The organism is Pseudomonas sp. LRF_L74 (assembly GCF_965644255.1).
Lineage (GTDB): Bacteria > Pseudomonadota > Gammaproteobacteria > Pseudomonadales > Pseudomonadaceae > Aquipseudomonas.
The window spans coordinates 61234-80566 of record NZ_CBFFRH010000006.1 but is presented as its reverse complement, the minus strand read 5'-3'; the positions used below and the strand labels follow the sequence as shown (position 1 = coordinate 80566).

Genomic DNA, 19333 nt, shown 5'->3' with positions numbered 1-19333 from the left:
CAGTATATCGAGGCACGCCGCATTCGCTCAGTAGGGCAAATGTGGGGCGTAACACAAAAGCAATATGATCGCCGATAAAGCACGTTCCTCCGTAGAGGATGGCCAACCGGCAAACGAAGTTATTCGACCCACAGCCAGAAAAAGCAGGGGCGACCAGTCGCCGGCAACGCTCTCCCGCAGGAGCTGGCGTGCCTGCCAGCATCGCCCCCTTGGTGTAGAATCCACTGCCCATCCTCACCAGCCTGCACCATGCCCGCATCACGCTCTTCCGCCCACTCCATCGCTGTCATCGGCGGCGGCCCCGCCGGCCTGATGGCTGCCGAAGTGCTGGCGGCCGCTGGTAAGCGTGTCGATGTCTATGACGCGATGCCATCGGTCGGACGCAAGTTTCTTCTGGCGGGCGTCGGCGGCATGAACATCACCCACGCAGAAGCCAAACCCGCGTTCCTTTCGCGCTATGGCCAGCGTGAATCCGAAATTACCCGCCTGCTTGCAGGATTCGATGCCGACACCCTGCGCCAGTGGATTCACGACCTGGGCATCGACACCTTTGTCGGCACCTCCGGCCGTGTATTTCCTGCCGACATGAAGGCAGCTCCGTTACTGCGCGCCTGGCTCAAGCGCCTGCGTGAGAGCGGCGTACAGATTCACACCCGCAGCCGCTGGCTGGGCTGGAACGACGACGGCAGCCTGCGCATGAGCACCACGACGGGCAAGCGCACACTCATTGCCGACGCCTACGTCTTGGCGCTGGGTGGCGGCAGTTGGGCCCGCCTGGGCTCGGACGGTGCCTGGGTGCCCTGGCTGGAACAACGCGGCCTGCGCATCGCCCCGCTGCGCCCGAGCAACTGCGGTTTCGATGTCGCAGCCTGGAGCCCGCTACTGCGCGAACGCTTCGCTGGCGCGCCCTTGAAAAACGTCACCCTGGCCCTCGCCGGGCAGCCGCCTCGACGCGGCGAATTCGTCCTGACCAGCAGCGGCATCGAAGGCAGCCTGGTCTACGCCCTGTCATCTGCCATTCGCGAGCAGATCGAGCAGGCTGGCAGCGCCACCGCTCTCCTTGACCTGCAACCAGAACGCAGCCCGGAAAAGATCGAGACAGCCCTACGCAAACCCCGTGGCTCGCGCTCCATGGCCAAACACCTGCACGGGCAGTTGGGTATCGATGGCGTCAAGGCCGCCCTCCTGCGCGAACTCTGCCCAGCCAATGACTTCGCCGATCCCGCCCGCCTGGCGCGTGCAATCAAAGCCTTGCCGATAACCCTGCTCTCTCCACGCCCGCTGGATGAAGCGATCAGTAGCTCTGGCGGCGTGCCCTTCGCAGAACTTGACCACAACCTCATGCTCCAGCGCCTGCCTGGCGTGTTCTGCGCTGGAGAAATGCTCGACTGGGAAGCCCCTACTGGCGGCTATCTGCTCACCGCCTGTTTCGCCAGTGGACGGATGGCAGCAAAGGGCGTGATGGAATGGTTATCTGACGACACGCTCAGTCTTGATTCGATAGCCACAAGGCCATTTCCGTCAACCGATTGCGGTTGACAAAAAATCAACCAGCCATCGAGGTTGCAAAAAACTCATCAAGGACGGGTATGAGCGTTTTCAGTCTTCGGCCATTCGTGAGCGCGGGCAATCGATATCCAACCAAAGCCGCTGGCCTTCGCGCTGTCCATAAGGCACTCGAAGCCTCCATGGCTCAGACGCCTGAAGAGTTGAAGACAACATTTTCAAGCCTGGACAACTTCGGTAAGCGCACGTTGAGCAGTAAAGACATACAGGCACTGGCTCATCGCGTTCATGTTCGCCCGGACCTGTTCTACCCGGTGACATGAAAGCTTGAGCTACACTTTTGGAACCATGCCTTGCAACGTCTTTGAACAACAGGCGGTGTTCGTGCGAATGCCGAGCTAATTTATGGCCACATAGGTTGAGCGGGCCGCCAGCCCGTTACCTCACCAGAATTGGCAACCTAGCCTACAGTACCTGCCGCCACTTCATCGCGTAGCACACGGATTCCTCGCGGGGCTACGATACCGACCTTGATTTCATTGCCATGGATCTCGCCAATGGAAATCAGGATGCCGTCGTCGCGGAGCCGACGGAACAGTTCGCCACTGTCAACGCCCGGGGCGATCGACAGGCGAAGCGACTCTCCCGAACGTCGAGCCAAGATCAAGCCGCCATCGGAAGGCACGGGTCCCGAATGCTTGGCCAGAAGCAAAAACAGGGTCACACCACTGGTAACGATGTAGAAAACCAGGTTGAACATATTCAGCAGCAGCCCCAGCAACTCGACTCGCCCGATGGGCCCGGTATCAGTGAATACGCCCAGCGAATTACCCACTGACACTGCGACGATGCCCAGAGAGGCAAACAACATCGCACCGACCAGGTAGATCCTGGCGACACGCCAGCCTTCTTCGTCATTCGCATGCAGCAGATGCGACACCACAAAAGTCAGACGCCGACGACCTCTCGGCCCTAAGGGCACATAACGGAAAATGGCTGCCAGGGTCAGCCCTACGACAGCGATCAAAAAAGGCAGGATCGAAAGAAACATCTGGCCTCCATGCACAGCGTGAAAGTTTCTTCATGCGGCCTGACATCAGCCAACCAAAGATAGGATTAGACGCACTACAACAGATTAACCAGAAGCCATTTTCGTAACCGTTATGTCTAGACAATCGAGAAACGGGGGAAAGCAGAGGCAATAAGTGCCCTGCATGCCAGAACTTACGAGGCCTGCCCGCGCGAACCCAGGCATTCATTGCATGCTCGACCAACGAACCAGCCGGAGCCGGCGCGCACATAGGCGCGCCATATCTCGTCCGCCACGCTGAGCAATGGCTCGAAATGAACGATCGGCGTCTTCGGCTCGCGAAATTGCGCACACACCTAGGCAAAAACGATAGCGGCCTGACCAGCAACGCAATAATTCAGCACCACGATGCCATGCTCGGCTAGCTCGGCAACGAGATCCTTGATACTGATTTCTTCGTCGATGACGAAACCGATGCCATCCGCCATTTCTCCTTGTGCCAATTAGTGCGATAGGCCGACAAACAGCAAGCCAAAGCTTGATTTTGACGAAGCGGCTAGGGAAGACTGGATGAGGAGAAGATAGAAAGGACTGTTGACGCTTGATCACGAACGACCTGATAGAACAAGAGCAACCATTCACCTCAGAAGATAATCGTTAACGCTCACCACTCGTCGAGTGATGTTTCTCTTGCCTGTCTTCGTGAGAACAATGGCCATTCCATATGGCGAGTTCGGCAAGGGAAAGAAATGCCCCACCGAATCTCTCTCTCCCTCTGACATCACCAAGAAACGAAACCTTATCTTGATATCCAAGCGTTACTCTCATCGAACCGAGCTCACAGCACGCAGAGAAGCAAGCCACATTCTGTCAAAAAATATGAGACTTGAGTTAGATAGAGAGGACTCGTACTAGAAACGAATGCTCTTTGAACGATATTGGTGCCGGAGACAGGAATCGAACCTGCGACCTTCGCGTTACGAGTGCGCTGCTCTACCGACTGAGCTACACCGGCGTAGAAAAAAACTACCACAACCACAATTAACAAGCAATATTCGATAAAGCCTACAGTCCTAGACCGAACCGAAACTCAGTAATCATATTGTCATCAGTTACTATTTCCAACGGCCTATTCAAATCCTGAGCAGCAACATCTAACGTAACAAACTCCTTGCCAAGCATTACATTAACGGCACGCTCACTCTTCGCATCAGAATAATCCAATAGTACTTCTCCATTAGGCAAAGACAAGTTCATAAGCCGCTCTTTTGCAAAAGCAGCATCAAATTTTCGAAAATCGTAATTTGCCGCATAAATAAAATTACTCCACCTATAGGCATGAGGAAAAACCTCAACAGCCGTACGAAACGCATCTTGAGAACCTGTAGCATTATAAGCCAATATACCACGCTCATTTAAACGCCCATGAGCTAGAGACAAAAACTCATGTGACAGCAAATTTGAGGAATATGTACGCCAGTGGTATGTAGTGTTCATGACGATGAGATCATATTTTTTTTCTGGATTACGTCTCAACCATCGACGTCCATCATCAAAATAAAAATGAATACGGCTATCTTTCAAAATGGGAGATACGACAGAATTCCCCTCCACGACTCTAAGATAATCTGAGTTAATCTCGATCACATCAATATTCTTCACGCCTGGAAAACTACTAATCACTCTAACCCAAGAGCCGCCACTTAGACCAATGACAAGAACATCCTCTACCTTCTCGGTCAAAGCTGATAGCAAATAAACTCTATCAATAAGATTTTCATTACCCCGAATATCTACATTTAACTTACCATCATAAACATTTCCACCATACACAGTCTCAAGTCCTTTATCATTAATAGTAGTGTGGACTACCCCACTACGCCCCTCGATCAAGCTCTTTAGACTTTCTCCTTCGTTAACTTGAGCATAAGCCTCTAGCAGAGAGTGGTCTTGACCTTTGAAAAACACAAGGAAAGACAATGAAAAGAAAAAAATAGCCGCAACAGATAGCGCCTTGTTTATCCAGACGGAAATATAGCAGAGTACAAGAAAGCCTAAACAACCGAACAGAACAAACAAACTCTGAGAAGAAAAATAATTCAGCAAAAAGAAACCGACTAACACAGGGCCAGCAGCAGAACCTAAAATATTTAAAAAATATACTTTTGACAGAGAACGCCCCAGTTGACTAGACAACACACTTCCAAGATGATGGACCACAGGAAAAATCGCTGATTTCAATGCAGCAGAAAGTGTTATCAGTGCGGCTACAAATGGCAGTACATAGTTCCCCCCCGCCACTTTTATCAACAGCCAAGGCACAGACATAGTAAGTAACGCCCCAATAATGACAACCACAAAAGAGCGCTTTAAAGTTTCTACGCTATCAGATGAGCACATCCTACGCCCAAACAATGCTCCTACGCCCACGCCCAGCAGAAAAAATGAAAGTACAAAAGAAAAAGCCTGAGGAACTCCATAGGTAAAAAATGAAAATATACGAACCCACAGAATTTCTTCTGCCAAACTCAGAAAACCCATAGAAAAGGACAACACCCATACATGTGACCCCCTCATTTTACCTCCCACTCTCTAAATCTTATAAAAGCAACCAGTGCAACAAAAAAATTAACATACGAAGAAATTGAAACTATCGTCGGAAGCTCAAAATATTTAAAAAAACAGAACCCAACTAATGCACTACCTACAGAGGCTCCGATAGTATTTAACGAATAAAGTATTCCCGTAGCATCCCCAACACTGCCCCACCGCCTAGCTAAGAAGCTTATTAACACCGGAAGAGTCCCTCCCATCGCAACAGTAGGAATAAAAACCAGAAAAAAGTTGACCACCGCAACGCCTAGCAAAGAAAAATCAATAAAGAGCTGCCCAGCCCAGCGAAATAACCCAACACTAAAAACTCCATAAATGCCTATTGTAAGCTCCGCCAATGCAAAAATAATGAGTGTTAGCCCTGACCAGCGATCAGCAGCCCAACCCCCAAGTAAAGCACCTACTCCAAGGCCAGCCATAAATGCAGAAACAATTACAGTCACTGACTCCAGATCGACACCAAATGAACTGAAAAGCACTCTCTGCCATGCGACTTGGTAAACCAGAGCAGACACCCCAGAAGAAAAAAACAAGAACATAACAAGAGACAGGCCATCCGCCTTATTTTCTTTCACGCTCACTCCTTTTAAGAGGGGATATAATTGCTCTACATTCCCCAACAAATTCTGCCTCATCAAAATCTACACCATTCGACAACCGCCGCTCAGAGGCAACCCAAGAACTACTCGCAAATGAGCTAGTAGGCTTAGAGTACGGAGTTCGAATACCGGCAACGTCTAACATCGTGTCAAAGATATTAGGAGTAAAAAGCTCATCATATTGGTGAGCACCAATATTCGACCATGCCTGAGGATATTTTTTAATCCATTTATCAGACGCCCATGAAAGGGCAGCCACACGAAAATCAAACTCATTATTCCGACCATGCCCTGCTTGAGCACAACCATTGTCAAACAAATTTTCGCCATGATCAGATGAAAAAAACAAAAAAACTGGCACATCCATCTCATCAAGACGAGAGATAACGGAGTCAATAACAAAATCCGAATACAGAATACTATTATCATACGAGTTGGAAAAAAGCTCTTTTTTATCATAATCATACAGACTAACCGCATCAGATTTTTTCAATGAGGGATGAAACACATCGAAACCTTCAGGATAACGATAAGAATAATTAAAATGACTACCTAAAACATGAACAACTATAAAAACACTTCCCTTCTCGTCTTTCAAAACAGTTGTCAGAGCATCTAATACTTTTTCATCATACGCACCACGTCCGTCATAGCTAATCGAGTTCATGAAAAAAACCTTATCCGCTTCCAACGCATAGCTGGATATTACGTTGTCATGTGCGCCGTATCCGCCTTGAGTGCTTATAAAAAATGTCTTATATCCAGCTTCTTTAAACGCACTAAGCAAAGAAGTTCTTTCAGAAAACGGTTTATTAGACAACATCAATGGAACAGATAACCTAGTCGCAGAATATGGCGACACTACATCCCTCAAGAACATTATATTTTTACGATCCTGTAACCTTGGAGTCGTATTTCTATAGTATCCATTAATGCCCCATCGATCCGGACGACTACTTTCACCAATAAAAAGTACGTAGACCTCTCTCTCCCTACGGGTGCCACTTAGTTGCCAAGAAAAATGTTGCCTTAGACTAGAAACATTTGAAATATTTTCTTTTTGGGATACATAGGAATAAACACGTATACCCACATCGAAAGGGAACGCATCGGTGTAGGGATACATCCAGGCCCGAAGCCCATCCCCAAATACGTCTTGGACGGCTGACTTATCCTCATAAAATCGGTCAAAAGAAAAAATCAGTGGAATAAATATTAGTCCGACTGACAGAAAAAAAACATAAATCCTTAATCGACCAGTCCAAATAGCTCGCGGCAGACTTAGAACAACAAAGAACATAACTAGATATAAAGTTATACCCCCTCCTATTACCCACATTCCACGCACAAACTCCCATAACTCCTGACGATTAGTCTCAAGCATAACTCCAACAACATTTGCATCCCACCTAACCCCGTAAGAAATCAAGTACCAACTATCCAAAGCCGCGGCTGGAACAACCATAAGGAGCAATATGCAATTAATCCTTATCCAAGGAAACAATGATAAAAAAAACAGAAAAAAACCTGAAAAAATATAAATCCCATCGTACCGCTTACTCTCTAAATACGAAAAAAAATACGGCGAACTTAATATTAAAAACAAAAAGCACAGAAAAAAATACCAACCCGAATATTTTAATTTTAAAAAAAATTTCATCTAACAACACCTAGTTTTCAATCATAAAAAAACCCGGCATCGCCGGGTTTTTTTAGCTTTTTCTATTAGCTACCGCTACCACTGGTGCTGCGGCATTCAGATGGAACATACTTAGCGTTATCAGCTGAATCAACAGCACATGCCCAAGTAATAGCATCATCAGGCACAGTACCAGCTTCAATAGCGTCATCGCCAGACTTAGGAGTCAGTGTCAACTCAACCTCTTTCGCAGCAGCAGTATATTTCACAGTAATGACACCGGTTTCTCCATCTACTTCGACTGAATCAACGTTGGTTGTGGATGCAGGAGCAGTCCAACCCAAGTCCAGAGAAGAAGCACCATTAGCAGCATTTTCAGCGATTGTCGTTTTCGCAGCAGAAGCCAGAATCAGGCCTTCAGAAACACGAGCACGCACGGTGTAATCTTGATAAGCCGGCAATGCGATAGCAGCCAGAATACCGATGATCGCGACAACGATCATCAGTTCGATAAGGGTAAAACCTTTTTGCATTTGAGCTTTCATCTGCGAAGTCTCCATTTATGAATGAAGGTCTGTTGACCTAGCATCCACTTAGCATTCTGCATGCCAACTTCATAAAGCCCATGGTATCGGGTGTTATCACAGCTTATAAGAACTCAGGAAAGCGACTTGCCGACATAAAGTGACAACCAGCGTCACATCAAAGACGTCCATTTGGAATCATCCTTTGTCTAGGCTATAAGGGCACGTCACGCGGACAAAGACCACGCTTATGAACGATATCGCCCTTACCGGCCTGGCCAAGCAACTGGTGCTGGCCGAGTTGCTCGACGAAAAGACCGCCCAGCAGGCTTACCAACAGGCCCAGCGCAACAAGCTGTCATTGGTGACCTATCTGGTACAGCACAAACTGGTCAAAGGCCGCGACCTGGTGTCGATCAGTTCCGACCAGTTCGGTATCGCTTACCTGGATCTGGCTGCAGTCGATAAGGAAAGCCTGCCCAAGGACCTGGTTTCGGAGAAACTGGTCCGCCAGCATCGCGCGCTACCGCTGTTCCGCCGCGGCAACAAGCTGTTCATCGGCATCTCTGACCCATCCAACCAGCAGGCCATCACCGACATTCAATTCAGCACCGGCCTGAACACCGAAGCCCTGCTGGTCGAGGACGACAAGCTTGGCGACGCGATAGAAAAGCTCTTCGAGAGTGCCGGGCATGACTTCGGCGATATGGGCGATATCGACCTGGATGGGGTAGAGACCGCTGCGGGCGATGAAGACGACAAGAAGGACGCGATTGGCGGTGACGCCGACGATGCGCCGGTGGTGCGTTTCGTCAACAAGATGCTGCTGGACGCGATCAAGGGCGGCTCCTCCGACCTTCATTTCGAGCCTTATGAAAAAACCTATCGGGTACGCTTCCGTACCGACGGCATGCTGCATGAAGTAGCCAAACCACCGATCCAATTAGCCCCGCGCATTTCCGCTCGCCTCAAGGTCATGGCCGGCCTGGACATTTCCGAGCGCCGCAAGCCTCAGGACGGGCGGATCAAGATGAGAATCTCGAAATCCAAGTCCATCGACTTCCGGGTCAATACCTTGCCCACGCTCTGGGGCGAGAAGATCGTGATGCGGATTCTCGACCCCACCAGTGCGCAGATGGGCATCGACGCCCTGGGTTATGAGGAATCGCAGAAGGCGCTGTACATGGCTGCCCTGCAACAACCGCAAGGGATGATTCTGGTAACCGGCCCCACCGGCTCGGGAAAGACGGTTTCTCTTTATACCGGCTTGAACATTCTCAATACCCCGGACGTGAACATTTCCACGGCGGAAGACCCGGTGGAAATCAACCTGGAAGGTATCAACCAGGTCAACGTCAACCCGCGCCAGGGCATGGATTTCTCCCAGGCACTGCGCGCCTTCCTACGCCAGGACCCGGACATCATCATGGTCGGCGAGATTCGCGACCTGGAAACCGCCGAGATTGCGATCAAGGCGGCGCAGACCGGGCACATGGTCATGTCCACCCTGCACACCAACAGCGCCTCGGAAACGCTGACCCGTCTGCGCAACATGGGCGTGCCCTCGTTCAATATCGCCACCTCGGTTAACCTGATCATTGCCCAGCGCTTGGCGCGCAAGCTCTGTAGTACCTGCAAAAAGCCTGTCGAGGTGCCGGAAGAAACCCTGCTGGCGGAAGGCTTCCCTGCCGAGCAAATCGGCAAGTTCAAGCTGTATGGCCCGGTAGGCTGCGAAAACTGCAAGGGCGGCTACAAGGGTCGTGTCGGTATTTATGAAGTGGTTAAAAACACACCTGCCTTGCAACGCATTATCATGGAAGACGGCAACTCCATCGATATCGCCCTGCAGATGCGCAAGGATGGCTTCAACGACCTGCGCACCTCTGGCCTATTCAAAGCCATGCAGGGAGTTACCAGCCTGGAAGAAATCAACCGCGTGACCAAGGATTAACCAGCCATGGCGGAAAAGGCGTTAAAGACCAGCACATTCAGTTGGCAAGGCACAGATAGAAAAGGCGCCAAAGTAAAAGGCGAGCTTGCTGGTATCAATCCTGCACTGGTTAAAGCTCAGTTACGCAAACAAGGCATTAACCCTACTAAAGTCGTCAAGAAATCAAGTTTTTCTTTAGGTGGCGCAAAAAAAATAAAGCCGATGGACATAGCCTTATTTACTCGGCAAATGGCAACGATGATGAGAGCAGGCGTACCTCTACTCACTTCTTTTGACATCATAGGGGAAGGCTCTGACAAGCCACGCCTGCGAACATTGATCGACGAAGTAAAGCAAGATGTTGCAGCCGGAAACAGCTTTGCCTCTTCTTTGCGTAAACGCCCTCTTTACTTCGATGATTTGTATTGCAACCTGGTAGATGCTGGAGAACAATCAGGCGCGCTGGAGACTTTGCTAGATCGCGTCGCGACCTATAAAGAGAAAACCGAAGCACTCAAAGCAAAAATCAAAAAAGCAATGAATTATCCAATTGCGGTAATTATTGTTGCAATGATTGTATCAGCCATTCTCTTGATCAAGGTTGTCCCCCAATTCCAATCTGTATTTTCCAGTTTTGGCGCAGAGCTTCCAGCATTTACTCAACTGGTGATAGCGCTTTCTGTTTTTCTTCAAGAGTGGTGGTTTGTGGTACTGATAGCTCTATTTCTGGCTGCATTTTCACTTAAAGAAGCCCATAAACGATCGGAGAAGTTCCGAGATTGGATTGATAGAACAGTACTCAAGCTCCCAATTGTAGGAGACATAATCTATAAATCATCCGTTGCTCGTTTTGCTCGTACACTTGCAACCACCTTTGCGGCAGGCGTCCCATTAGTAGAAGCTCTAGACTCCGTCGCAGGAGCAACGGGAAACATTGTTTTCAAAAACGCTGTAAATAAAATAAAGCAAGATGTATCTACCGGCATGCAGTTAAATTTCTCCATGCGCACAACTGGCGTATTCCCTACTATGGCATTACAAATGGCTGCCATCGGTGAGGAATCTGGTGCTCTGGATAACATGCTAGATAAGGTCGCGACATATTATGAAGATGAAGTCGATAATATGGTCGACAGCCTCACCAGCCTTATGGAGCCCATCATCATGTCTGTACTTGGCGTCCTAGTTGGCGGACTCGTCGTTGCGATGTACCTTCCAATATTCCAACTCGGCGCCGTCGTTTAAAAAATGGATGTCACCCAATTCCTGGCCGGCAACTTGCCGGCCTTTGTTTTCTGCGTGCTGATTCTTGGCCTGCTGATCGGCAGCTTCCTCAATGTGGTAATCCACCGCCTGCCCAAGATGATGCAGCGCGACTGGCAGGCCCAGGCGCGGGAGATTCTCGAGCTGCCGGAAGAGCCCAAGGGCGAAACCTACAACCTGGTACTGCCACATTCCTGCTGCCCGCATTGCCAGCATGAGATTCGCGCCTGGGAGAACGTGCCGGTCATCAGTTATCTGCTTCTGCGTGGCAGATGCAGCGGCTGCAAAGCCAGGATCAGCAAGCGTTACCCGCTGGTAGAACTGAGTTGCGGCCTGCTGTCGGCTTACGTGGCCTATCACTTTGGCTTCGGCTGGCAGACTGGTGCGGCATTGCTGCTGACCTGGGGCTTGCTGGCGATGAGTCTGATCGACGTCGATCATCAGTTACTGCCTGACGCCCTGGTACTGCCGCTGCTATGGCTGGGCCTGATCGTCAACCACTTCGGCCTGTTCGCCACCCCGGCAGATGCGCTATGGGGCGCGGTTGCGGGCTATCTGAGCCTGTGGTCGGTGTATTGGTTGTTCAAGTTGCTGACCGGCAAGGAAGGCATGGGCTATGGCGACTTCAAACTGCTGGCGCTGCTCGGTGCCTGGGGGGGCTGGCAGGTGCTGCCGTTGACCATTCTGCTGTCGTCACTGGTGGGTGCGGTGCTGGGGGTGATCATGCTGCGCCTGCGCAATGCCGAAACCAGTACGCCGATCCCGTTCGGCCCCTACCTGGCCATCGCCGGCTGGATTGCATTGCTCTGGGGTGATCAAATAACCGGCACCTATCTCCAATTCGCCGGATTTAAATGAGTCAACCCTGGATTCTTGGCCTTACAGGCGGCATCGGCAGCGGCAAGAGTGCTGCCGCGCAACACTTCATAGAGTTGGGCGTGCACCTGATCGACGCCGATCAAGCCGCGCGTTGGGTGGTAGAACCGGGGCGCCCTGCCCTTGCGCGCATCGCCGAGCATTTCGGCGCGGATGTGCTGCTCGCCGACGGCCAGCTCGATCGCGCCACCCTGCGCCAGCGCATCTTCAAGAATCCTGGCGAGCGCCAGTGGCTGGAAGCGCTGCTGCATCCGCTGATCGGTGAGGAGATCGTCGATTATCTTGGCCGCGCGGAGTCGCCCTATGCGATTCTGGTGTCGCCACTGCTGATCGAGTCCGGCCAGACGCGCATGACCCAGCGCGTGCTGGTGATCGATGCCCCGGAAGCGCTACAGATGCAACGCACCATCGCCCGCGACCGCAGCGACGAAGAGCAGGTTCGCGCCATTCTCAAGGCGCAGGCCAGCCGCGAAGAACGCTTGCGTCATGCCAACGATGTACTGATGAACGACCGCGATGCCGTTTGGTTGAAAAACGAAGTCGAACGCCTGCACCGCTTCTACCTGACCCTGAAAGGAGGCCAGTCATGACCACCACCGTGGAGTGCCCGACCTGTGGCGCGCCTGTCGAATGGAGCGCGCAAAGCCCCAACCGTCCCTTCTGCAGCGATCGCTGCAAACTGATCGATCTCGGTGCCTGGGCTGCCGAAAGCCATGCCATCCCGGGTGACCCGCTGGAGGACGAACTGTTCACCGGCCAGTTGCCGCCACGGGAACATTGATGATGACCCGGCTTCGCACCTAAAGCGAAAGCCTCCCTTCAACGCTACAGCGCACAGACATCACTGCTTACCCTCCTTCCAGGGTGCCGACAGGTAACGCGTGCGATTGAAGGTTTCCAGCCAATCCGGGCAAAACACCACCAGGCCGGTCACGACCATGCCGTTGATGAAGGCCTCCGGGAACATCACCAGCCAGAGATAGCCAAAGAACTCTTCCAGCCAGGGCGGCATGACGAAGAGGCCATCGATCCAGAGCAGCGCCAGACCACCCAGCAGGCAAAGCAAAGCAGTCAACGCGGCCGGGAAAAAGCCACAGCAGAAGATGTAGACGAACAGGTTGCGCGGCTGACGGCGCTCGACGAACACGGCACACAGCTCGGCAACCAGCACCGGCAACATGACGAATAGCGCACCGTTGATGCCCAGGGCAAGCCAATCCAGCCGCCCCAACAAGAACAGCCCGAGTTGTGCCGCCATGCCAGCGACCAGCGCCAGAGGCCAGTCCAGCAGCAGGGTGACGGCAGTCATGCCGATGAAGTGATAGGACAGCCCCGAATCGAAGTCACGCCGCACCAGCCACAGCAGGAACAACGACACCGCCGTACCGAAGAACAGATGCTGCCGGCGCCGGTCGCTGATCAGCTCAAGCCAGGGCGAGCGGGACACCGCCCAGAGCAGGGCCGGGACATAGAGCAACCAGCCAAGCCACAGGCTGGTCGCCGAAACCAGTTGTGCCGCGATCACTGCCCAGCCTGTGTCAACGCTTGGCTCAGCGCTGCGGCATCGGTGTAACTGTGCGTGGCCACGACCCCGAGTTTGTCGAGATCGATCCACAGCAGGGCATCGACCTCGGCAGGGTAGCGCGGAGCGACCCGAGCCTGTCGGTCAAGAATCACGCGGTAGTCGTAATGGCGCATCGCGGGAATGGCGAAAAGTGTCGAGACAGGCCCCGGCATGCGACTGATATCGGCCAGGAATACCACCTGCCGCTGCTCCAACGCACCTTTCGGCAGGTCCTGGATCGCCTGCTCGAGCAACTTTGCCGCCTTCATGTTACGTGCCACCAGCAAGACACGCGCCTGCTCGTCGAGGGTATAGGGCTGGTCGAACTGGTCGAGCAACGTCCAGGGCGCCAGGCGCTCTCCCTTCTCCAGCGCGAAAGCAGCGCCGCAGAGCCCGAACAGCAACAACGCAACGAAAAACCTCATGGAACCTCCCGGGTAGAAAAAATGCGAATGTCGTCGCGCTCGCCCCAGGCCTCCTGATCCAGCCAGAACGCCAGGGCCTGCGGCTCATCCTGCAAGACGAAAACGTGGCTCTTGCGAATGCCCAGGGCCGCCAGTTGGCCCAGGGTATGTTGCAGGAGCGCCCTGGCCACGCCCTGCCGACGCCGCTCGGGCTCCACGGCCAGGTGCTGCAGATAACCACGACGGCCGTCATGCCCAGCCATCAGGCAGCCCACCAGCTTGCCGTCGATTTCGACCAGCGAGCTCAGGCCAGGGTTGCGTGCCAGGTAGGCACAGAACGCTTCGAAGCCGTCTTCGTCACGCAGACGTACGCCTGGCGTCCGCTGCCACAAGGCCAGCAGGGCCGGATGATCCTCGACGGTAACGGGGCGGATGAGCATGGAAAGTCCTGAGCGAGAGAGCCGCGAGTGTAAGGCAAGTGACGACAGCCTGCCCGCCTGCACAGCCGAACGCGCCTTTTCCTCACGAAGCCGTTGGTGAACTTTATGCGCTTGCAGGCCTCTGCTTCGAACTTGCAAAATGACCGCCCTGCAACGAGGATCGACATGTCCAACCGCCTGCGTCCGGAAGATCAACAACGCGTCGATGATTACCTGAAAACGTCTCAGCATCAGGTCGAACGCAAGCCCTTTCGCGTCTGGCGCCTGCTTATCGCCATCATCCTTACAGTGATCGCCCTCGGATTGCTCAGCCGATTCATCAGCCGCCTGGCGCTTTGAGCTGCTTCGCGCTCGCCCAGCGGCCCACAGGATTCCTTAGCTATGAGATATCCACATGACACATCGTATCGTGATCGTCGGCGGCGGTGCCGGCGGCCTGGAGCTTGCCACCCGCCTGGGTAGAAGCCTCGGCAAACGCGGCAAGGCCAAGATCATCCTGGCCGACGCCAACCTGACGCACATCTGGAAGCCCCTGCTGCACGAGGTGGCGGCCGGGTCGCTCAACTCCACGGAGAATGAGCTGAACTATGTGGCCCAGGCCAAATGGAACCATTTCGAATTCCAGCTCGGCCGCATGAGCGGGCTCGACCGTGAGCGCAAGGCGATCCAGCTCGCGGCCACCCTCGACGAAGAGGGCCGCGAACTGGTGCCTGCCCGTGAAGTCGCCTATGACACCCTGGTGCTCGCCGTGGGCAGTACCACCAACGATTTCGGCACCGAAGGCGCGGCCAGCCATTGTATTTTCCTCGACACCCGCGAGCAGGCCGAACGCTTCCACAAGAAGCTGCTCAGCCATTACCTGCGCGCCCATGCCAGCGATAACAGCAACGACGAGATCAGCGTGGCCATCGTCGGGGCCGGCGCGACGGGCGTCGAACTCGCCGCCGAGCTGCATCATGCCGCTCATCAACTGGCCGCCTATGGCCTGGACAGCATTCGCCCCGAGAACATGCGCATCACCCTGGTAGAAGCAGGCCCTCGCGTGTTGCCGGCCCTGCCCGAGCGCATCAGTGCCCCCGTGCACAAGACCCTGGAAAAACTCGGCGTGACGGTGATGACCGGCGCCGCAGTCAAGGAAGTGACTGCCGATGGCCTGCTCATCGCCAACGGCGAGCACATTCCGGCCAGCCTCAAGGTCTGGGCCGCCGGCATTCGCGCCCCCGCCTTCCTCAAGGACATCGACGGACTGGAAAGCAACCGGATCAACCAACTGGTGGTCAAGCCGACCCTGCAAACCACCCGCGACGACAGCATATTCGCCTTCGGCGACTGCGCAGCCTGCCCGCAAGGCGAAGAAGGCCGCAACGTGCCGCCTCGCGCCCAAGCCGCACACCAGCAGGCGTCGCTGTTGGTCAAATCGCTGAAGCTGCATCTCGCCGGACAACCACTGCCGGAATATCGCTATCAGGACTATGGCTCGCTGATCTCGCTGTCGAGCTTCAGCGCCGTCGGCAACCTGATGGGCAATCTGATGGGCAGCGTAAAACTGGAGGGCTGGCTGGCACGGATGTTCTACATCTCCCTGTACCGCATGCACCAGATGGCGTTGTACGGCACGTTCCGCACCCTGCTGCTGATGCTCAGCGACCGTATCGGCCGCAGCACCGACCCGAGGCTGAAACTGCACTGATGTGCGCAGCGTATCCGTAGGCGTCAGGCAAGGCCTGGCTCCTACGGTGCGAGCCGACCATGCTGGCGAATCCACAGACGCTCGAAGTAGAACCCTGCCACAGAGAAAACATGAATCGCAGGCAATAAAAAACCCGCACTTGGCGGGTTTTTCATTCCTGGTCAAACCAGGCTGCATGGTGGGTCGTGTAGGATTCGAACCTACGACCAATTGGTTAAAAGCCAACTGCTCTACCAACTGAGCTAACGACCCTGAAATGGTCGGGGTAGGGGGATTCGAACTCCCGACATCCTGCTCCCAAAGCAGGCGCGCTACCGGACTGCGCTATACCCCGAAGGAAGGTTGGCTCCGCGACCTGGACTCGAACCAGGGACCCAATGATTAACAGTCATTTGCTCTACCGACTGAGCTATCGCGGAACAGCTTTACCTCCATCTCTGCTTCAGGTCAGTTTCCGTTCCTGCCTCAGAGGCGCGCCATTTTACGTTTCCAAACGAAGCTGTCAAGCCTGCATTTCATTTAAAGCTCAACGCCGTGCCGTTACGCTTCAAGCTACTATATAGGCCATGTAAATCTATCAATCTGACTCAGCCGGTCAGCGGCGTGGAAACGTCCATGAGCAATACCGACATCCCTTCGGACACGCCGAAGCCTGCGAACTTGGCCGGACGAGGCATTCAGCCGCGCTTCGGCGAACTCGTCCAGGAATGTCGCAAGCTGGTGATGAATCGCCTCGCGGAACAGCTCGCCGAATTGTTCGCCCAGGTCGATGACACGTTGTTCGAGTGCGCCGATAAAGCCGAGAACAATCGTGTGCAAACGCTGTTCTTCGACAACATGCGCGATCTGCGCAAGCTGCGCCCGCAGATCGAACGCAGTTACCACCAACGCATCGCCACGAACTTCGCCGAGTTCCTCGAAGGCAAGGGCGCAGCGCAGAATGCGCCTGTCGAGCTGGATGCGGACGAGCTGTCGCTGGTGCAGAACGAGGATTACGAAGAAAGCCTGCAGGTCACCAACATGGTCAGCCGGGTCAAGGCTCGTGCCGCACAGTCGCTGTTCGCCCTCGAGCAACGCCTGGCGCTGCTCAACAACGGCCAGAAGCTTGGCGAAGACAGCAACCCCTTCGGGCCCCAGGCAATTGCCCAGGCATTTCGCCAGGCCCTGGCGCCTCACCCGTTTCCCCTGCGTATCAAGATGACGCTCTACGTGCTGTTCGATCAACACGTGATGTACAGCCTCGACAAGCTGTACCAGGCGCTCAACAGTCGCCTGATCGAGCGGGGCATCCTGCCCAACCTGAAACTCAACGCCCTGCGCAAGCCGGACTCTTCTCGCCCTGCCACGGCCCCGCCGACACCAACCACGGCCGAGCACGCGGGGCCAGAGGACAGGCCAAGCGTTGACGCCAACCAACTGCTCGACAGCCTGACCATACTGCTCAACGAGCACCGGCAGCGGCAGGCCGGCTCAGCCCTTCTGGGTGGCACCCCAAGCATCACTCACTACGTGCCGCACGCTGAAAGCACTTACAGCCGCAGTGAACTGTTCGAAGCCCTCGATCACCTGCAACGCCAGTCAGCCCGCGAGTTCAGCCGCCTGGTGCAACAACCCAAGGCCGTGGGTGCGTTCAAGGCCGACCTGCAACAGCAACTGAGCGTGGAGAGCAGCAACAAGCCCAAGGCGCTGGCCAATGTGGAGGCGGATGTCATCGACCTGGTCGGCATGCTGTTCGACTTCATCCTCGACGACGACAACCTGCCCGACAGTTTCAAGGCGGCGCTTTCCCACCTGCATACGCCGTACTTGCGCATTGCCCTGCAGGACAGGGCGCTGTTCACCCAGCACCAACACCCGGCCAGGCGGCTGCTCAACGCCATGGCCAAGGCTGGCGTGCTGTACGGTGACGAAGAGAACGAGCGCGGACTGCTGGCGAAGATTCATTGGGTGATCGAACAGATCATCAACAGCTTCGATGGCGACATGCGACAACTGGAGCAACTGCTCGGCGAGTTCAATGAATACCTCGTCACCCTCAGGCACAAGGTCGAACTGCGCGAGCGCCGCGCCATCGAGGCGGCCAAGGGGCGTGACAAGCTGCTCGATGCCCGGCAGCGAGCGGTCGATGTCATCAATCATGCCCTGCATGAACGCAGCGTGCCGGCCATCATCCACAACTTCCTGGAGCTGACCTGGACCGACGTGCTGGTCTTCATTCTGCTTCGCAGCGGCGTAGACAGCGTCGAATGGCACCGCGCTGGCGAGGTCGCCGAACGCCTGGCCTGGAGCGGCACCGTGCTGGACGAAGAAGGCAAGGCAAGACTGCAACAGATTCGCCTACCCCTCCTCGATGACATGCGCCAGGGCCTGGAGCTACTGGGCGGTTACCATGCGGACGGCGTACGTCGACTGCTGCAGGACATCGTCGCCTGTCAGCATGCCGTACAGGCGCAACAGCCGCAGATCGCCGAGCGCCTCAAGGCCAACCTGCCGGAAAGCCCTCTCGGCGCCATGCTCGGCGAGGATGCAGGACCGATCATCTCGCAGACACTGACGCCTCTGTCCCCCCGGCAGCAAGAACTGGTCCGCGAGCTACAGCGCCTGGAGTTCGGAACCTGGTTCGAATTCGTCCTGGGCCAGGAGCGGCGCCAGCTGAAGCTGTCCTGGTTCAGTTCGACAACGCACAACTACATGTTCGTGGACCAGACGGGCCAGCGTGCGGCGATCAAACCGATCAGGCAGCTAGCCTTGGAAATAGAATCGGGCCAGGCGCGCATCCTCACGGCAGAGCGTGAATCCCCGCTGATGGATCGAGCCCTCGGCGCGATCGTTCGCGTCCTGCAACGCTTGACCGGGCGGCCACCGGAAAACAGCCAAGGAGCCTGAATGGAAGACCGTCGCCAACACCCACGCCATGCCCCGGCGCTGACCATGGAACTGCTCGATCTGCACAGCGGTGCCCGCCTGGGGCGGATCGTCGACCTGTCGGCCGAGGGCTTCATGCTGTTCAGTGATACGCCAATGGCCGTGGACTCGGTCTGGGCCTGCCGGCTGGTGCTGGAAACCCCCGTCAACGGCGTGCATGAAATCCAGCTGGGCGCCGACTGCCTGTGGAGCCGCTCCGGCACCAACGGCCAGCATGGCTGGGGCGGCTTTCATATCATCGACCTGGCTGAAGACCAGGCGAAGACGCTGGCGCTTGTATTGGAAAGCCTCCATGCGTCGTAAACATTCACACGCCCCAAGGCGGCAAGA

The 19333-nt window shown here is 54.6% G+C and carries 19 protein-coding genes and 4 tRNA genes; 10 read left to right on the top strand and 13 right to left on the bottom strand.

The genetic code is table 11. The annotated features are described in order from the left end of the window. Positions 1 to 249: 249 nt before the first annotated feature. A complete protein-coding gene (locus tag ACSZPK_RS16190; protein ID WP_437882499.1) occupies positions 250 to 1539 on the top strand; it encodes an NAD(P)/FAD-dependent oxidoreductase in 1290 nt (429 codons plus the stop codon). Between the two features lie 427 nt (positions 1540 to 1966). Here ACSZPK_RS16190 and ACSZPK_RS16185 read toward each other — a convergent pair whose 3' ends face one another. The 7 genes from ACSZPK_RS16185 to ACSZPK_RS16155 form a co-directional block, all read right to left on the bottom strand. Further along, the gene (locus ACSZPK_RS16185) at positions 1967 to 2557 is read right to left on the bottom strand and encodes a carbon storage regulator (protein ID WP_437882498.1); all 591 of its coding nucleotides are present in this window, start codon (positions 2555 to 2557) and stop codon (positions 1967 to 1969) included. Positions 2558 to 2892: 335 nt separating this feature from the next. Beyond that, a complete protein-coding gene (locus tag ACSZPK_RS16180; RefSeq protein ID WP_437882497.1) occupies positions 2893 to 3024 on the bottom strand; it encodes a hypothetical protein in 132 nt (43 codons plus the stop codon). A gap of 451 nt (positions 3025 to 3475) precedes the next feature. Further along, positions 3476 to 3551, bottom strand: a tRNA-Thr gene (locus tag ACSZPK_RS16175). 50 nt (positions 3552 to 3601) lie between these two features. Beyond that, positions 3602 to 5077: a fused MFS/spermidine synthase gene (locus ACSZPK_RS16170; protein ID WP_437882496.1), complete on the bottom strand. Its 1476-nt coding sequence runs from the start codon at positions 5075 to 5077 to the stop codon at positions 3602 to 3604. Between the two features lie 32 nt (positions 5078 to 5109). Next, positions 5110 to 5724, bottom strand: a complete 615-nt coding sequence (locus ACSZPK_RS16165) for a hypothetical protein (RefSeq protein WP_437882495.1) — start codon at positions 5722 to 5724, stop codon at positions 5110 to 5112. Then, positions 5711 to 7408 carry a phosphoethanolamine transferase gene (locus ACSZPK_RS16160; RefSeq protein WP_437882494.1) on the bottom strand — a complete coding sequence of 566 codons (1698 nt, stop codon included), beginning with the start codon at positions 7406 to 7408 and terminating at the stop codon, positions 5711 to 5713. Before ACSZPK_RS16160 ends, ACSZPK_RS16165 begins: the two co-directional genes overlap by 14 nt. 65 nt (positions 7409 to 7473) lie before the next feature. Then, complete coding sequence (locus ACSZPK_RS16155; RefSeq protein ID WP_437882493.1) at positions 7474 to 7932, bottom strand: pilin; 459 nt, start codon at positions 7930 to 7932, stop codon at positions 7474 to 7476. 229 nt (positions 7933 to 8161) lie between these two features. On the opposite strand from ACSZPK_RS16155, the gene pilB reads away from it, so the two are divergent. The 5 genes from pilB to yacG are packed head-to-tail and all read left to right on the top strand — an operon-like array spanning position 8162 to position 12761. Then, complete coding sequence (gene pilB, locus ACSZPK_RS16150; protein WP_437882492.1) at positions 8162 to 9862, top strand: type IV-A pilus assembly ATPase PilB; 1701 nt, start codon at positions 8162 to 8164, stop codon at positions 9860 to 9862. 6 nt (positions 9863 to 9868) lie between these two features. Then, a complete protein-coding gene (locus tag ACSZPK_RS16145) occupies positions 9869 to 11086 on the top strand; it encodes a type II secretion system F family protein (protein ID WP_437882491.1) in 1218 nt (405 codons plus the stop codon). A 3-nt stretch (positions 11087 to 11089) separates the two neighbouring features. Then, positions 11090 to 11962, top strand: a complete 873-nt coding sequence (locus ACSZPK_RS16140) for a prepilin peptidase (protein WP_437882490.1) — start codon at positions 11090 to 11092, stop codon at positions 11960 to 11962. After that, positions 11959 to 12570 carry a dephospho-CoA kinase gene (coaE, locus tag ACSZPK_RS16135; protein ID WP_437882489.1) on the top strand — a complete coding sequence of 204 codons (612 nt, stop codon included), beginning with the start codon at positions 11959 to 11961 and terminating at the stop codon, positions 12568 to 12570. Before ACSZPK_RS16140 ends, coaE begins: the two co-directional genes overlap by 4 nt. Beyond that, the gene (gene yacG / locus ACSZPK_RS16130; RefSeq protein WP_437882488.1) at positions 12567 to 12761 is read left to right on the top strand and encodes a DNA gyrase inhibitor YacG; all 195 of its coding nucleotides are present in this window, start codon (positions 12567 to 12569) and stop codon (positions 12759 to 12761) included. Before coaE ends, yacG begins: the two co-directional genes overlap by 4 nt. Positions 12762 to 12821: 60 nt before the next feature. Here yacG and ACSZPK_RS16125 read toward each other — a convergent pair whose 3' ends face one another. Genes ACSZPK_RS16125 through ACSZPK_RS16115 form a run of 3 tightly spaced genes read right to left on the bottom strand, consistent with a single transcriptional unit; the run spans position 12822 to position 14388 of the window. Then, positions 12822 to 13505, bottom strand: coding sequence for an energy-coupling factor ABC transporter permease (locus tag ACSZPK_RS16125; protein ID WP_437882487.1), 684 nt, complete (start codon positions 13503 to 13505; stop codon positions 12822 to 12824). Continuing rightward, positions 13502 to 13969 carry an FAD/FMN-containing dehydrogenase gene (locus ACSZPK_RS16120; protein WP_437882486.1) on the bottom strand — a complete coding sequence of 156 codons (468 nt, stop codon included), beginning with the start codon at positions 13967 to 13969 and terminating at the stop codon, positions 13502 to 13504. Before ACSZPK_RS16120 ends, ACSZPK_RS16125 begins: the two co-directional genes overlap by 4 nt. Next, the gene (locus ACSZPK_RS16115) at positions 13966 to 14388 is read right to left on the bottom strand and encodes a GNAT family N-acetyltransferase (RefSeq protein WP_437882485.1); all 423 of its coding nucleotides are present in this window, start codon (positions 14386 to 14388) and stop codon (positions 13966 to 13968) included. The genes ACSZPK_RS16120 and ACSZPK_RS16115 overlap by 4 nt, the downstream gene beginning before the upstream one ends. A gap of 165 nt (positions 14389 to 14553) precedes the next feature. On the opposite strand from ACSZPK_RS16115, the gene ACSZPK_RS16110 reads away from it, so the two are divergent. Both ACSZPK_RS16110 and ACSZPK_RS16105 read left to right on the top strand, forming a co-directional pair. After that, positions 14554 to 14727, top strand: coding sequence for a DUF3094 family protein (locus tag ACSZPK_RS16110; RefSeq protein ID WP_437882484.1), 174 nt, complete (start codon positions 14554 to 14556; stop codon positions 14725 to 14727). A 55-nt stretch (positions 14728 to 14782) separates the two neighbouring features. Continuing rightward, the gene (locus ACSZPK_RS16105) at positions 14783 to 16078 is read left to right on the top strand and encodes an NAD(P)/FAD-dependent oxidoreductase (RefSeq protein ID WP_437882483.1); all 1296 of its coding nucleotides are present in this window, start codon (positions 14783 to 14785) and stop codon (positions 16076 to 16078) included. A gap of 176 nt (positions 16079 to 16254) precedes the next feature. On the opposite strand, the gene ACSZPK_RS16100 is transcribed toward ACSZPK_RS16105, so the two are convergent. The 3 genes from ACSZPK_RS16100 to ACSZPK_RS16090 all read right to left on the bottom strand — a co-directional run bounded on the left by ACSZPK_RS16100 (position 16255) and on the right by ACSZPK_RS16090 (position 16497). Continuing rightward, positions 16255 to 16330: transfer RNA gene (locus ACSZPK_RS16100), tRNA-Lys, on the bottom strand. A 5-nt stretch (positions 16331 to 16335) separates the two neighbouring features. After that, positions 16336 to 16412 (bottom strand) — tRNA-Pro (locus ACSZPK_RS16095). Between the two features lie 9 nt (positions 16413 to 16421). Then, positions 16422 to 16497 (bottom strand) — tRNA-Asn (locus ACSZPK_RS16090). 196 nt (positions 16498 to 16693) lie between these two features. Between ACSZPK_RS16090 and ACSZPK_RS16085 the strand changes: the two genes are divergently transcribed. Both ACSZPK_RS16085 and ACSZPK_RS16080 read left to right on the top strand, forming a co-directional pair. After that, a complete protein-coding gene (locus ACSZPK_RS16085) occupies positions 16694 to 18964 on the top strand; it encodes a DUF1631 domain-containing protein (RefSeq protein WP_437882482.1) in 2271 nt (756 codons plus the stop codon). Further along, complete coding sequence (locus ACSZPK_RS16080) at positions 18965 to 19306, top strand: PilZ domain-containing protein (protein ID WP_437882481.1); 342 nt, start codon at positions 18965 to 18967, stop codon at positions 19304 to 19306. Positions 19307 to 19333: the final 27 nt, after the last annotated feature.

Coding starts and splice junctions, on each gene's coding strand:
- ACSZPK_RS16105 (WP_437882483.1), top strand. CDS start 14,783: ATGACACATCGTATCGTGATCGTCGGCGGCGGTGCCGGCGGCCTGGAG.
- ACSZPK_RS16115 (WP_437882485.1), bottom strand. CDS start 14,388: ATGCTCATCCGCCCCGTTACCGTCGAGGATCATCCGGCCCTGCTGGCC.
- ACSZPK_RS16160 (WP_437882494.1), bottom strand. CDS start 7,408: ATGAAATTTTTTTTAAAATTAAAATATTCGGGTTGGTATTTTTTTCTG.
- ACSZPK_RS16145 (WP_437882491.1), top strand. CDS start 9,869: ATGGCGGAAAAGGCGTTAAAGACCAGCACATTCAGTTGGCAAGGCACA.
- ACSZPK_RS16085 (WP_437882482.1), top strand. CDS start 16,694: ATGAGCAATACCGACATCCCTTCGGACACGCCGAAGCCTGCGAACTTG.
- ACSZPK_RS16140 (WP_437882490.1), top strand. CDS start 11,090: ATGGATGTCACCCAATTCCTGGCCGGCAACTTGCCGGCCTTTGTTTTC.
- ACSZPK_RS16080 (WP_437882481.1), top strand. CDS start 18,965: ATGGAAGACCGTCGCCAACACCCACGCCATGCCCCGGCGCTGACCATG.
- ACSZPK_RS16170 (WP_437882496.1), bottom strand. CDS start 5,077: ATGGGTTTTCTGAGTTTGGCAGAAGAAATTCTGTGGGTTCGTATATTT.
- ACSZPK_RS16155 (WP_437882493.1), bottom strand. CDS start 7,932: ATGAAAGCTCAAATGCAAAAAGGTTTTACCCTTATCGAACTGATGATC.
- pilB (WP_437882492.1), top strand. CDS start 8,162: ATGAACGATATCGCCCTTACCGGCCTGGCCAAGCAACTGGTGCTGGCC.
- ACSZPK_RS16120 (WP_437882486.1), bottom strand. CDS start 13,969: ATGAGGTTTTTCGTTGCGTTGTTGCTGTTCGGGCTCTGCGGCGCTGCT.
- ACSZPK_RS16185 (WP_437882498.1), bottom strand. CDS start 2,557: ATGTTTCTTTCGATCCTGCCTTTTTTGATCGCTGTCGTAGGGCTGACC.
- yacG (WP_437882488.1), top strand. CDS start 12,567: ATGACCACCACCGTGGAGTGCCCGACCTGTGGCGCGCCTGTCGAATGG.
- ACSZPK_RS16110 (WP_437882484.1), top strand. CDS start 14,554: ATGTCCAACCGCCTGCGTCCGGAAGATCAACAACGCGTCGATGATTAC.
- coaE (WP_437882489.1), top strand. CDS start 11,959: ATGAGTCAACCCTGGATTCTTGGCCTTACAGGCGGCATCGGCAGCGGC.
- ACSZPK_RS16180 (WP_437882497.1), bottom strand. CDS start 3,024: ATGGCGGATGGCATCGGTTTCGTCATCGACGAAGAAATCAGTATCAAG.
- ACSZPK_RS16190 (WP_437882499.1), top strand. CDS start 250: ATGCCCGCATCACGCTCTTCCGCCCACTCCATCGCTGTCATCGGCGGC.